13 protein-coding genes are annotated in these 14433 nt (G+C 38.3%); 12 read left to right on the top strand and 1 reads right to left on the bottom strand.

Going from position 1 to position 14433, the window contains the following annotated elements:
* Positions 1-226: 226 nt before the first annotated feature.
* Entirely contained in the window at positions 227-772 is a 546-nt protein-coding gene (locus H513_RS0115520) for a hypothetical protein (protein WP_026801553.1), read from the top strand.
* Positions 769-1200 carry a hypothetical protein gene (locus tag H513_RS0115515; RefSeq protein ID WP_026801552.1) on the top strand — a complete coding sequence of 144 codons (432 nt, stop codon included), beginning with the start codon at positions 769-771 and terminating at the stop codon, positions 1198-1200. Before H513_RS0115520 ends, H513_RS0115515 begins: the two co-directional genes overlap by 4 nt.
* A 334-nt stretch (positions 1201-1534) precedes the next feature.
* On the opposite strand, the gene H513_RS0115505 is transcribed toward H513_RS0115515, so the two are convergent.
* A complete protein-coding gene (locus tag H513_RS0115505) occupies positions 1535-2362 on the bottom strand; it encodes a hypothetical protein (protein ID WP_026801550.1) in 828 nt (275 codons plus the stop codon).
* Positions 2363-2509: 147 nt separating this feature from the next.
* On the opposite strand from H513_RS0115505, the gene H513_RS0115500 reads away from it, so the two are divergent.
* The 10 genes from H513_RS0115500 (at position 2510) to H513_RS0115455 (ending at position 14426) form a co-directional block, all read left to right on the top strand.
* Positions 2510-3505 carry a DNA/RNA non-specific endonuclease gene (locus tag H513_RS0115500; protein WP_026801549.1) on the top strand — a complete coding sequence of 332 codons (996 nt, stop codon included), beginning with the start codon at positions 2510-2512 and terminating at the stop codon, positions 3503-3505.
* A 292-nt stretch (positions 3506-3797) separates the two neighbouring features.
* On the top strand, positions 3798-4121 hold the full coding sequence (locus H513_RS0115495; RefSeq protein WP_026801548.1) for a DUF6018 family natural product bioysynthesis protein: 324 nt from the start codon (positions 3798-3800) through the stop codon (positions 4119-4121).
* A gap of 56 nt (positions 4122-4177) precedes the next feature.
* Positions 4178-4648, top strand: coding sequence for a single-stranded DNA-binding protein (gene ssb / locus H513_RS0115490; protein ID WP_026801547.1), 471 nt, complete (start codon positions 4178-4180; stop codon positions 4646-4648).
* A 109-nt stretch (positions 4649-4757) separates the two neighbouring features.
* Complete coding sequence (locus tag H513_RS20430) at positions 4758-5822, top strand: DUF6094 domain-containing protein (RefSeq protein WP_026801546.1); 1065 nt, start codon at positions 4758-4760, stop codon at positions 5820-5822.
* Positions 5823-5892: 70 nt separating this feature from the next.
* Entirely contained in the window at positions 5893-7623 is a 1731-nt protein-coding gene (locus H513_RS0115480; protein ID WP_026801545.1) for a hypothetical protein, read from the top strand.
* A 225-nt stretch (positions 7624-7848) separates the two neighbouring features.
* Entirely contained in the window at positions 7849-7986 is a 138-nt protein-coding gene (locus tag H513_RS21930; protein WP_169449940.1) for a hypothetical protein, read from the top strand.
* Positions 7987-8559: 573 nt separating this feature from the next.
* Positions 8560-11886 (top strand): helicase-related protein, encoded by a 3327-nt coding sequence (locus H513_RS0115470; RefSeq protein ID WP_026801544.1) that lies wholly within the window; start codon positions 8560-8562, stop codon positions 11884-11886.
* Positions 11887-11913: 27 nt separating this feature from the next.
* The gene (locus H513_RS0115465) at positions 11914-13011 is read left to right on the top strand and encodes a hypothetical protein (protein WP_026801543.1); all 1098 of its coding nucleotides are present in this window, start codon (positions 11914-11916) and stop codon (positions 13009-13011) included.
* A 254-nt stretch (positions 13012-13265) separates the two neighbouring features.
* Positions 13266-13916: a hypothetical protein gene (locus tag H513_RS0115460; RefSeq protein ID WP_026801542.1), complete on the top strand. Its 651-nt coding sequence runs from the start codon at positions 13266-13268 to the stop codon at positions 13914-13916.
* A 15-nt stretch (positions 13917-13931) separates the two neighbouring features.
* Positions 13932-14426: a hypothetical protein gene (locus tag H513_RS0115455; protein WP_026801541.1), complete on the top strand. Its 495-nt coding sequence runs from the start codon at positions 13932-13934 to the stop codon at positions 14424-14426.
* Positions 14427-14433 lie beyond the last annotated feature (7 nt).

Genomic DNA, 14433 nt, shown 5'->3' with positions numbered 1-14433 from the left:
AATATATCTATATTAAGTATATTTTACTTTTGTTTGCAATCTTCATTTGAGATTAGCTGGTTAATTAACAATAAGACATATATATATATAACCTCTGCGGTTATGATTCTCGTACTACGTGTACGTGTTATCAATGACTGCAGAGGTTTTTTTATTGTTTTAACCATCCTTCTTAACTCAAACATGAGTAGTTTTACTTAAGAAACCTAATTTGGAGGGATTGTTAATGTACAAAATTACTTGTTTCCTACCCGTTTCTTTTAGTGAATTATGTATTCACCTTAGAGGTATGCACTTTAGAAATGAAAAGGGAGTACTTGTATGGAAGGCAGATGGCCACGAATTTAAGATATGTCCATTTACCAATCAAAATGAATCTGATTCCACTCATGGATACCGCGTGTCATTTAATGGAAGCATGGATGGAGGGCTTTTCTTGTTTGATATGGCTTTAAACAGCTACAAGCCCCAAGTAAAAGGCATAGAGTATGAATTACCGTTAGGGGAGCGTACACAACATGAATGGATAAAAGAACTCTACAAATGGAGATCCATTGAAACAATTGATACAAGAGGGATTTTTCGTAAGGATTCCATCGGCATTGTCGTTGTACCGGACCATGTTAACTTGCAGGTGCGACCTAAACGAAAGAAAAATTTAAAAATGGTTGAATGTTTAAAAGAGATCGATAAGTTGAGGGAAGACATTACTCCCAGTACTTATGATCTCTTTTCTATTATTGAAGAGGACAAGGAGGAATATGTGATATGAGAAGAGTTAGCCATCCAATATCATTCTTAGTAGGGGAAGATACATTTGAATTAACGGATACCTTAATCTTGAAGAATGGAAGAATCATTGCTGAAGGCAAGATTTATCCATTTAACATCATACTGGGGCAGCCCGCTTGTATAGTGGTCACAAGAGACGATACAGCACTTCCTATCTATATCATGACCCAGGATAATGTAACAGGTGTCCTACCCATAAAAGAAGTATTTGAAGGTATCTCCTACCCTCAGAAGTACACATATCTAGTGAAGTATCTACAGAAAGGTCTTACTTATGATATGTATGTTCATGCAGTAGACTTAGCCCATGCAAAAGGATTATGTCGCGATGCTAAGGGTGAACATGTTGATATCGTTTCAGTGGAAAAAACCCTCAGCAGCATTAAAAGCGTTGGTGAAGTAGGATGAACATAAACACGAAGGTAAATAGTCGTAAGGTTTACTTGAAAATCGTCGCGTTGCTAGATAAGACCAACAAGGACGAACATCAGATTGAAAAGGATTGCTTTAAAGCGTTTAGTATAATTGAGAGAATGAATCCTCATACAGCTAAACAAGTGCTTTTATCAATGCCTTTTAACCACTTACCACGCAAGTAACTTACAATCAATTTTTTAGAAGGATACATTACATTAAAAGCGACAGGATATCTATAGATAATCCTGTCGCTTTTTTATTTGTGCTCACTATTTAAGTAAGGAATCATCCACTAAAAAACGATGATTAGAAATGGAAGTTTTTATTAGACTTCTATTTCAGCATTGAAATGCTCAGGGAAACTTTCCCAGAATTCGATAATTGCTTCTAAGTAGTCTTTAAATTCTGTTTTATCCTTCCTAAGAATAATCCCTGTGGCGGTGTTTAATTCTTTTTTCATTAACAATATTTTTTCTTCTCTTCTGAATTCCTGAAGTTCCTCTTCATCGAGAGACTTCACGTACAATTCTTCTCCCTCATTTGTTACTTCTTTATAATAGAAATTACGCGTAGCCTCATTCATAAAGATACTTTTATTTATATTATAAAGACTCGTAGCTGAATTCCCATCCCCGTGTTTATAGGTGTTAGTTAATTTGTTAAGCTCATTTATTTTAGACCAAGAAGGTGTTGTACTTAGAGGATAATCTAATAAATTTAAAAGTTTTTCTATACGATCAAATCTAGTGGCAAATTTAGGCATGCTCTCTTTGGTTTCCACTGGATTAAATTTATGATTTATCTCTTTGTATAAAAGCTTTCGTATATGTTGTTCAAAGACATGATATAAGTTAACAATAGATGAAAAATGATATTGGTATTCCATTAAGTAATCATGCTCCAATCTATCGAATGCCAAACTACCAACGTCGTCGTAATCAATATCTTCTGGGTTATAAAGAGACAAATATTCATTCAACACATCTTCTCGGTATTTGTTAAAGCGTTCTCTTATGTTACTATACATTAATTTGTTTGTTTCATTGTAAGTATCTAGCATTTTTTTATATAAATTAATATAATTTTCTTTTTCCCACGGACTAAACCATAAGTTAATTACTACCATATTCTTTCCCTTATTCTCTTGAACCATGTTAGTACACTCCTTTATATTATTTGAAAACTATTCGGTTCAGACACATAAAATCATCCTATAAGAAATTATAACATTATGTGGTAAAATGTACTTATTGAGAAAGTGATTGAGTTATTCAACTAAGAGATAGGGGAGAGTCCTAATTTGAAAAAGAAAATGAACTATTTAATTCTGCTATTAACAATCATATTCATGGTTGGTTGTACCGACGCAGAAGATGCGTCCAATGCAGATAAAGAAACAAATCCAGAGGAAGAAACCACAGCTAATACTAATGAGGATAGCGAAAAGGAAGAAGAAACTACAGATGATGTTAATGAGGATAGTGAAAAGGAAGAAGCTACCGCTGCGGTTATTGATGAAGATGAAGTAGAAGTAGCAGTAGAGGAAACACCAACTGAAACAAACGATGAACAGTTCTCAGGTTACAATATTATTGAAGTCGATGGCGGTGATCTGTCCGGAAATCGTATAGCTAACGCTGCCGTTGACATTGGTTATGGTGAACGTGACTATTGGGGATTTACGAATGAGCACGGACAGCTAATACGTGTCATTGCAGACGAAATCATCTTACAAGATGACAGTAATGAACCCGTATTATCGTCCGGTAGATACTACTCGGATGAAGCAAAGGTTCCTGGTGTTGAAAGTGACGTATTAGATGAAGGACATGTAATTGCTGATTCTCTTGGTGGCGTATCAAATGCTTATAACATCACTCCGCAAGAGAGTACGCTAAACCGACATGGTGACCAAGCTTATATGGAAGACAGTATCCGTAGCGCAGGAGGAGCGACAAATTTTGAAGCGATTATCACATATCCTGATACGGAAACACAGATTCCTTCCAGTTATCAGTACACTTATACAATAAAGGGCAACGAAATCATTGATACATTTGATAATGTGAACCCTGATGAAACAAACGAATCACTTGGTTTAACGGACAATGAGAATGAATCTTCGGATACAAACAGTGACACCAATGGTGATATCTCTAGCATTGATACTAACGGTAATGGACAGGTGACAATTCAAGAAGCAAAAGATGCTGGTTTCAGTATGCCCATCTTGAGTGACCATTGGCTATATAAATATATGGACGATCGCGATGGAGATGGTATGGTTGGAGAGTAAGTAGTAGAAACACTACTTGCTCTTAACTCTTTTGGTTTAATATTGTAGAACGAATTGTTTTAATATATAATAGAATTATAGATTTTTGATTTATATTTTGTATTAGCAGCTTATAAAAGCTAGCGGGCCAATTATACAAATGAACTAAAACGACCTATTAGGGTTGATTACTGATGAGATTTGAACACGACATGTTTATGTTGTGGTCTAACTTCACTAATCGCTCCTAATAGGTCGTTTTTTTTGTTTTCAACAATAATTCGGCTAATCAATTTTTTAGGAGGGCATGGATATGTCAACACTTACAAAAAGGGATATTCACATTAAAGGGGAAGGAGCTCTACACAAAAGAAGAAAGTTTGTTGAGGTTCGGATACCGTCCACCGGGGCTGTAGAACAATTCGATTGTCGCACACGCGATGACAAAAGAGCCTTAAAACGAGCACTTATGTTTGTAGAAGCTGCTGAACGTAGACATGGTGAAAAGGTGTATTGGAATTTCCGAGGGGAAAACACTTTCCATATCAGTACTGATCTTGGGATATGTAGAACCTGGCAGGAAAAGTGCTCCAAAATGAAAGATGCGTTAATTAGCTATTTCTTCGATATAGACTAATTGGATTAGGAATGGAAAGATGGAACTGTTAATTAAAAATTGAGAGGTGGATTCATATGTTAAACAGAACTGTACTAGTAGGAAGACTAACTAAGGACCCGGATTTACGCTATACACCAAATGGAGTTGCCGTTGCTAACTTCACGATAGCCGTAAATCGTCCTTTTAATTCACAAGGAGGACAAGATGCTGATTTCCTTAATTGCGTTGTTTGGCGTCGTGCCGCTGAAAACCTAGCTAACTTTATGAAGAAAGGTAGCTTAGTTGGTGTAGATGGACGTCTTCAAAGCAGAAGCTTTGATAATTCGGAAGGCAAACGTGTATTTGTAACAGAAGTTGTTGCTGATAGCGTTCAATTCCTAGAATCAAAAAGTTCTAATTCTGGAAATGGTAATGGACAAGTTTCTCAAGGACCGAGCTCTAACCAGAATCAAAATCATAACTCACCCAATAATAGCTCATCACGCGATCCATTCCATGATAGTGGTGAACCTATTGATATTTCGGATGATGATTTACCATTCTAAAGTCCAATAAGATTTTGGAGAGCAATAAAAAATACACATGACTTAAAAGGTGTCTCCCTCCTGGGAAACACCTTTTTTTATTAATCTATGAAAATACGGAGGAATTGAAATGTCTAATTTAGGAAACAAATTGTTGGCAGGATACTACCCGACACCTCATATACAAGGAGAGCATCTTAGACAATTGCTAGATGTTAAGGATGAAGGTGCCTGGCTGGACCCAACGTGTGGTGAAGGAGCGATCCTATCTCAACTCGCTGATGGCCATGATGGAGTATCTACGTATGGTGTGGAGTTGGATAAGAATCGCGCCAGCGAAGCTCAGAAGGCTCTTAACGTAGCTGTACAGTCACCCATTGAATCAATGGTGATTTCAAACGAATCGTTTCAGCTGCTCTTTCTAAACCCACCTTATGACTTTTCTATCAAGTCTTATGACGATAAAGAAGCAAGTCGGAAGGAGTTAGATGAGTTACAGCGTAACTGCAGAAAGCTTGAGAAAGGTGGCCTTCTAATATACATTATTCCATCCTACCGCTTTTCCAATCCGAAAATTGCGAGATACTTATCTTCATACTTTGAGGATGTTGGAGTAATGCGATTCACTGATGAAGCGGATTGCTATGAGCGGTTTAAGCAATGTATCTTTATAGGCCGTAAAAAGGGGAATGTTGTTGAGAGTAACGAGAAACTCTTTAGCTTCTTGTCTAATATGGATTCCGAAGACTTTGTAAAGAAGAATGTCTCTACCATAAGCCAGTTAGTAGGGCGCAAGTATTGGGAAGTCCATAGTGGTAATCCTTCCGTGAAGACGTTTTATAGCCGTCTGGAGAAGAAGGAGGACTACTTTAAGGGGATTCTAAAGAGCAAAGGTTTTGCTGCCTTCCGAGAACGTAGTAAGGTTAAACGACTCGAGATTGGTGGTAATCCAATACTACCTCAAAACGAGGGGCAACTCGCTCTTTTACTTGCTGCAGGTGCTATTACAGGAGAGCTAGGAGAAGGAGAATCTTATCATTTAGTACAAGGACTAGAGAACGTGTCCACTAAGCGTGAGGAAGAAACTAAAGTGCATGAGAGCGGGTCCAAAACCAAGAAGACAGTCGAACGTACTATCCGGTCTGTATCTGTAAAGGTTATAACCCCTCAAGGCATAATCAAAAAATACGTGTAAACGAAATGGTGCCCATTAAAGCTCAGTCTTTGATGGGCTTTTTTAATTCAAAAATAGGGAGAGATATATTATGAGTAAACGAATAACGACCGTATCGAAAAAACAATTGCTAAACGACAATATGGAAGAAGCGGGGTTAGCCGTAAGAATGAGCGATTTGCTCAGCAACACCAGACTAAAATCTGATGATGAAGAATTATCGTCTAAACTCGTCTCAACAGTAAAGAGAAAGATGAAGAAGTTGATTGTGAAGATGGATATGGAACAACTGAAGGAGTTCACTGAAGAGATCTCTTTCGGACCTTCCAAGATATCGATTACCGAGGATATGAGCGAGGGTAAATATAACGACATACCTAAAATCCAACTTATTACTGCATGTGCAAATAAGTTAAAAACCTTAGATATTCCACATGCTAAAGAACTAGCAAATGAGTATCTTCCAATGGAGATATGTTACGAAGATAAGAAGGGCAGGGAGTTTACCGGGCTATCTTTATTACTTGCCCCTATCAATGCTAAAAAGCATGGCAACCTGAGATTTTTACGCAACGTTGGCTATGAATCGCGTAGAGTGTTCGACCTCGCAACCTTGCTGACCACTGTGTTTCTAGATAACTCTCTAGTTAAGTTTGTTGCTGCTAATGTTGAAACAATTCAATATTTATTAGTGAAGAAGTTATTGAGGAAGCAATCATCTATGGCAACAACTGATGATGGTAATGTTCTATATATCCCTTCATCAGAAGATTTCGCTAAAGACTTCCTGTATTATGTTGAAAAGTATAACCTTTCGACGTATGAGAATTCAGTAAAAGCTAAGTGGCTTGATAGCTACGAAAAAAACTTTTATATGGAGGATGAAATCTCATATCATATTGATAGCCCAGTACTAAAAGATATTGTGATTTCAGAGTTCATACATCAGTACGAACACGTAAAACAAAAAACCGAAAAGCAACTAGAATCACGCACGGATTACGCAAGAAGCTTTCAAACCAAGAAGCAAATTAGTAATAAGCATAAGACCGCTATGACCAATAATGCCTTCAAGAGTAAGTATTCTTACGTTGAATTGGACAATGAGGTGTTATTCCGCTCTGACTTATATGATACTGATCTTACAGAAGAAGAACGTACCTCTATTTATACATTTGAAGATTTAGAGGATGAGTTTAAGAAGCTGTCTAGAGAAGTGTTTATCCCGTATTCAGAGGGGAGCTTCAGGATTAAGCGGTTAGGTAATTTAAAAGCAGCGGGAGTGTTTTATCCTCATGCTAATGCAACGATTATTGACCGCGAACATCCTGATAGTTTTTGTCATGAACTAGGGCATCAACTCGATTACACGATATCGGAGTCTAGTCATTCAACGGTTTCTGAAGCATTAGAATTCCGTCCAATCATTGAAATGTACAGTCGTAAAGTACAACAAACGGTAGATGATCTACCTGCAGGTAGTGATTTCAAGGAATTATGGAATGGGAAGACCAAGTTTAATGCGAGTTACTTTTTACAACCCACAGAAGTATTCGCTCGTTCCTATGAGCTTTACTTATGGCATAAGGGGATTCGCTCGAGTTTCATGAAATCAGCTTATTCAGGCCCGGAGTATCCCAACCATGATGAGTATATTGCACGAATCTCTTTGTACTTCGATAACCTATTCGCACGTGTAGAAAATAGCTTTCCAACTGTAAAAGAAAGAAAGCTAAGGCCTGCTGCATCTCCTTCTGTAAATATCCGAGAAGAAGATCTTGTGTATGAGATGGGGGAGGAAGGGCAAATGAGTCTATTTTAAATAATGAGTTGTATTACCCTAAAATAGGAGAGGTCTAGCCAGGGAGCTATACCTCTCCTTTGTTATATATCATCGCTCTAACCTTCGCTCTAACTTTTCTATTAGTCGTTTAAATTAACTAACAACTATAGATGGGATAATACAATTTTTTATTTTCAATATAATGAAACTTTTATAGTCATAAAGGCGTAAGCAAATAGACATGACTGAGGGAGGAGAGTTGGTATGCCAAGCCCAAGAGATACTAAAGGACCTATTGTAAAAAGTGGCCCCACTAAGGGAGAAGTTAGAACCAAAAACAATGATGGTAGATGGAGAGCTAAAAGAAGTGATGCTGGAAAAGTTCGAAAAAAAGGGAAGTAGAAGGTGGGATAAGATATGAGGAGCCTAATAAAAACCGTTCTATTATTAATAAGTTATAACAGTTAACAGATACAAGACTTATCCCCTTTGGGATAGGTCTTATTTTTAGCTAAATAATAGATTAATCCAGTCAGGAGAAATATACCCTTATAATTTTTATTCATTTGTCATTCTAGACATAATCGACTATAATCAAGAGGAAAGATTTTCTTTTACCATTATGATTAGCAATTCAGTTTAATGAATTAGCAGGTTATTTACTATTATGAATTACACAGCCTATGGGGTTGTAAGTCTTAGCACATTCTATTGTGTTCACTTACCAATCCTGTAGGCTTTTTTGTGTTCAAAAAACCTATAAGCAAGGCAATAAAACGAGAGTTTGGCGCGACACGTCTATATTCTCGTTTTTTTATATAGATAAATCATTTGGAAGGGGTGTACTTATGCACTAAGTAATCTCTTGAAAGGTTACACAAAATACAACTATCGAATTACTTCTAGGAGGTGAACTCCTATTCTTCTTTATGGAATAGGGGTGATCCCCTTTTCTGTAAAGTAGATAGGACTTTTATGAACAACAAACAATTATTCAATTTCCAAGAGACTGAAGACACGCCAGCGATGATTGATTGCTACGTACCCGATAGCGCCTGGCATCAAGCATTATGTTTTGGGTTAGCGGTGGAGACTGATAGATGGGACCGTCATAAACTATTATATGCTTTGATTGGTGGTGCCGATGCTACTATACAATCTATTAAAACCACGATTGATTCGGGGTGGAACGCATTAAAGTTTGGTGAAGGTAAGAAAGAGTTGACAGGTTATCAATTTCAGAAACACTTTGATATGTTCTCTGAAAAAGGAGCCTATACTTCCTTCCCGATGAAGGTTGGCAGCAAGAAGGTAATTGCCATTGTACACGATGACATTTTGGTCAAAGGGAGATACATCCTTTCATTTGAAGGAAACCCAGCTAATGAGCTCTTAAACGTCATGCAGGGTTCGCGTTATGGACTTCCTATACAAGATAACTGGAAAGAAGAAATCTATAAAGAATGTTGGAGCCGCGGTTATATAAAAGACGTTCCCTATTACTATGACAAGGGACTCTTTCCAAATGGCATGTCGCTGTTTGAGTTGGCTATGGAAGAAGAGCAAGCCGATGAGCTTGTATCCGACTTAATCCAAACAAACCGATTAGAGTTTCCTAGAAGCGGTACAGGAAATCGGCTAGAAGAAATAGATAATCTAACGGATTACATGTTGGAATTCAACCAATCAATGGTAGAAAAACTTTCAACTAAGATTGTCCCTGAACATGATCCGCTTAAAGATCCAACCTATGAATACTTTGATTCTTACAATATGGAACTCTTTCCTGTTCAAAACCATGTTTCAACCGCTATCTCTAAGAGACTACAACACCAGAAATCTGTAATCTTGCAAGGAGAGATGAGTAGCGGAAAAAGCAAAATGATGACCGCTATTGCTGATGGTTGGGCAAAAATGAAGGGGAAAACAGGGTTTCATAGTATCCTAATGGTCCCACCAAGCTTAACTCAAAAATGGGCTACTGAAGAGATTTATGATCTCCTTCCTAAAGGGAAATCAAAGGTCATCTTCATTAAGAATACAAAGGAATTAATTGATTACCATACACGATGGATAGCCGAGGGACGACCAAAACCTACCATTCCGACTTTCTTTGTCGTCAGCTTTACAACCATGCGTAATGATTGTGCGACCAAGCCGGTAGTAGACTTTTCTTACAAAAAGACTACTAAACAGGTAAAGGAAGAACTACCTGCATATCGTTATGGATACTACTGCCCTAAATGTGGAGAAGCCCACGAAGTAGTAGAAGACAAGAGGATTGTTATGAACGACAACGGTGAAGAAGAAGAGGTCATTGAAAAGCGGGTGATGATAGAAGGTGAATTTGGAAGCGGAAGACGTCTACATAATAGTCAGAAGCCAGCCAATGCCTTTTGTAGCGAGTGCGGAGAGTCGCTTTGGACTAAGAAATCACCAACTCGTTATTCATCCTTTAAGGAATGGACAAAACATGAGAAAAAGCTCATGCACGCTATCAAGCAACGAAACCCTGATTTGGCTAGGCAAGTTCAACTAAGCCAAGAGGATCCGCCATCAAAGAAAGGTGAACCACGTCGTATAGCTGCCATCGAGTACATTCGTAGAAAAATGAAAGGCTTTTTTGACGTAGCCATTGTCGATGAAGTGCACGAGCTCAAAGGTGGTATGACCGCTCAAGGGAACAGTTTAGGCTCATTAGCCTCTTCAGTAAACAAAGTGATAGCAGGTACTGGAACCTTGTTTGGTGGTGCAGCGGAAGATGTCTATTACCTTCTCTGGCGTCTTTTTCCATATGAGATGGTAAAGGCAGGATATAAATTCTCAGAAGTCTCCAAGTGGAATCACGAGTTTGGCAACATCGAGACAACAGTTTACGAGCAACAAGACTCAAGCGAATATTCCAACAAACAATCAAGAGGGGGAACAAAGCGGACACAAAAGGTTAAGCCTGGTATATCGGCGTTTGTGTTCGGTAAGTTCTTGTTACAAAACACTGTACTCGTACGGTTGAAAGATGTTTGGCCAGATCCGGTAGAACTCGTAAACGTACCTACCATCCTAGTGGATATGGACGAACCCATTCGAGAGGCTTACAAAACCATGGCTTCTTCGTTTGAAAGTATAATTAATTCTCATGAAAAGGGCTATAAATTGTATCTGCCTTACACCGAAACGGGCATAAGCTATCCTGATAATCCTTACTCTTATCCAACTGTGAAGATGAAGTTGGATGATGATGGAGAAAGACAGACCATTTGGGAGCCTGATCATATAAGTGCAGATTCATATGTATCACCAAAAGAAGCGGAACTACAAAAGCTTTTAACTGGTGAGATCTCTGAAGGTCGGAATTCAATCGTTTATGTGAAAGATACTGGCTCTACGAATGCAGACCGCGACGTCCGTCCAAGATTGAAAGAGATATGTGAGCAAGTAGAAGGGGCAAAGGTTGCAATCCTAGATTCTTCTACGGTAGCTACAAATAAACGGTCACAATGGTTACGGAAAAAGGTTGAGGATGAGGGGCATAACGTCATTATATGTTCAGCAGAACTAGTAAAGGTTGGGTTGGACCTGTTATGTACACCAACACTCATATTTTATCAATTTAGTTGGAGTCTTTATACGATTAATCAGGCATCGAAACGAGCATGGCGCATTGGTCAAACAGAAGAATGCCGCTTGTATTACCTCGCTTATCGAGACACGTTCCAAGAATATATGGCTAACATCATTGCACAGAAGAATAAAGCTGCACAAGCCATGAATGGTGAAGCTTCTTCTGATGGTATTAATGCCATGTTAGGAGCCGATAGCGAAGATCTACAAGCCATGTTAATACGTTCGATTAAAGAAGGCGGGAAAGGGCTTAAAGGTTCAACGGAAGAATGGACTGCTCAAACTTCTGACCGAGCCAGAGAGTTATTGGCTAACATCGGTAAGAAAAAGAAGAAAGCCCCAACCCAAAAAGACCAATTAGTATCTTGGGCCAAAGGATTCTTCGAGTCCAAACCTACTTATAACGTACTAGTTAAAGAGAGTGAAAGGATCGTTAATCGTATCGCAAGCGGTAAGGTTAATGGTTTTACATTTAACAATGGCGTATTAGAGGTCGATATGATACAGGCGTTCGGTTTTGACTTTGCCTTTGATGGACAAGTCATAAAACACCTAATTGAAGAGCCTAGAAAATCCGACTTTGTTATGCCCGAAATTAAAGTGGTCCAAAGTAATGATTCCAAAGGCAAGAAAAAGAGCAAAGTATCAGATGGTCAGCTAGGCTTTGATTTATTTGCTTAATCAATTTTTTAGGAGGAACAACCGAATATGATAGAGATATCCATAGTAGAACTACTTAAACACTTCATGTTGGCTTATAGCCTCTTTCATGAATATTACATGGGATTATCCATTGAACTTGAGGAAAGAAGAGCTTATTTGAAGTCAATTAAGGCTAACACCGAGATTCAACAACAAAATGGTGAAGAACAGCAAGAGGAAAATCACGTCGCTGATTTTAGTAGGTTTAATACCGATGGTTCATTTAAGTTACCTGTTGAGTACAGAAGTCAAACTGAAACTAAACACTATCATAGGGACGTTTCGGAAATAGAAGGTACAGATACTGAAGACTTACTTAAAGAGGTTGAAGCATATGTAAGTAACTTACCTTACGAGACGGGTGATTTTGAAGAAGCAGAAGCACCTACTGCCCAACAAGAGATAGACAGACTACAGACGAAGATTGACACTCTATCAGACCTAGAAGTAGCTGGAAGCGGTGAACACCTTGAGGAAATTGTTGTGACTTTACACAAGAAGTTGCAATTGCAAGGGGAAGAGACGAAGGTTAAAGACCTAGAAGCGCAATTCCCTCTGTACTTCACTAAAGAAACCAAGGAATCTTCTCAAGCTAGTTCACCAGAAATCTTCCTGGACTATGAGGATGATCTTAATGAATACCTATCTTCCTTAGATGACGTAATCGCTACTGAGAACCATGAAGAGTTTGGTAACACCATGGAACCTCAGTTTATGGTTGAAAACACCGATGCTGCAGGTTTAGAGATTGAAGGTTTAGAGTCTGCACCAGGACATGTAGCGAAGTACGAGTTTAGTGCATTTGAAATCCCACAAGAGTTTGAGGAATATGCTTCTCATCTTGTTAGCGATAGGCATTATGGTAATCAAACTTGGTACGGAGTCACTTTGCAAAAACAAGGACATTACGTTCTGTTCTCAGATGGAACCGATGACACTTGGATACACGCAGGTCAAAAGAAAGACCTAATCGGTGTAAATGAGTTAGTAATCGTTGATGTAGAGAGATATTTAGAAGATACGTACTTGAATTCTTGTACGTTAATTAAGAAATCAACGAGTAATCAAACCTATCTCGAGCACAACACAAGCAGATGTAGTTAAGTTTAGCCAGGGTCCAACAACTAAAAAGGTTGTTGGGGCCCGTTTAAAGCAGTGAACCTAATTAAAAGTCGAATTTTGCTATATTCTCTTTTGTTCGCTACTTTAAACGGGTCAAAAGTACCATGTGAACGTGTAACTTTCGCCCCAAGTCGAATCATGTCGATGACATTTCGCCTATATTCGACTTTTGTTTTATCTAGGTAAAAAATATTATGTTACTATTTTAAGGTGAATCGGAAAGGGGATAATTACCTATGAAATTTACAGATAATTATATCGAAGACTTTGTAAGCAAATTGAAGAACCGCTCTTATGGGTGTACTAAAATCTCTATCATAAAAAATAACAAGGAACTTACAATCATGGATGAAGGACCGATTGGGATTTTCCATGACGATGAGTTTCTAGAGAATCTTAAAGAGAACTTGTTCTACGCTAATCTTTCATGGATAGACTCATTGAGTAATCTAGCTGAAAGTTGCCATATAGAAGTTGACGTTATGCCAGACGGAGACATAGACCACCAAAACATCAACTTTGAATTTAAGATTGCAATTCCTGAATCCTATAAAAGCGAGAAAGGGCAGCGCTGGAAGGGGTATGTGAAGAAGCATTACTTTGAGAAGTTTATCGTGCCATTCTCCAAGCACCTCACTTGTATGAAGGTTAAGGTGCATCAGTATAAAGTGTATCACTTAGCTATAAGCGGAACGGTCAATGCTTCCAAGATTAATCAAATCCTGCGCAGCAACGCGTACAACAAAAGTGTGGAGTATCAGTACCTAGCTGAATTTGACCAATTCATCAAACTTAAGCATGATTGCTTCCAAATTGAGATTGATGCGCCAGTAGTGGATGGGGAACTTCGTTCAGACAAATCTATTGTTCGTTTCAAGCATAAATAGATCGGAGGGATAATAATGGCTTTCTCAACAATTCCAACGGGGCCGGATACCTCTGCTCAGAATCCTTTTAGCGACGATGTGGTAAACATGGTTAACTCTATACCAGGTATACTTACAGTAGCGTTCGATATACTTACAATAATGTTCGTTACTTCGGCTGTTATATTGGGTTTTGCCATTGCATTTAAGAATCCGCAGTGGACTAAAAGAGCCAGAGGAACCATGATAGGTACTCTCATCACAGTGTTACTACTAAGAATTGCTCCAATATTAATGTTGACAGAAGATGTAATGCAATTTAAACTGATTGTAAAGTATTTAATCAGTTTCATACAAGGAATAGGCATACATACTGCGATTGGAATGTTCTTAGTGGCAATATTTATTCGATTCTTCTATCGAATGCATGAGGTACCATCTCATCATAGGTGGTCCCGCTCCTTATTCATTGGTGGGGGCTTTGTGACTTTACTTTCGCTAGTTATGCCAGCAGTTTTTAGATTCATCTAAGAGCTGA

Origin of the sequence: Pontibacillus halophilus JSM 076056 = DSM 19796 (assembly GCF_000425205.1) — a bacterium.
Classification (GTDB): domain Bacteria; phylum Bacillota; class Bacilli; order Bacillales; family BH030062; genus Pontibacillus_A; species Pontibacillus_A halophilus.
Note: the sequence above shows the minus strand (reverse complement) of the source record. Positions and strands in the feature narration are given on the sequence as shown.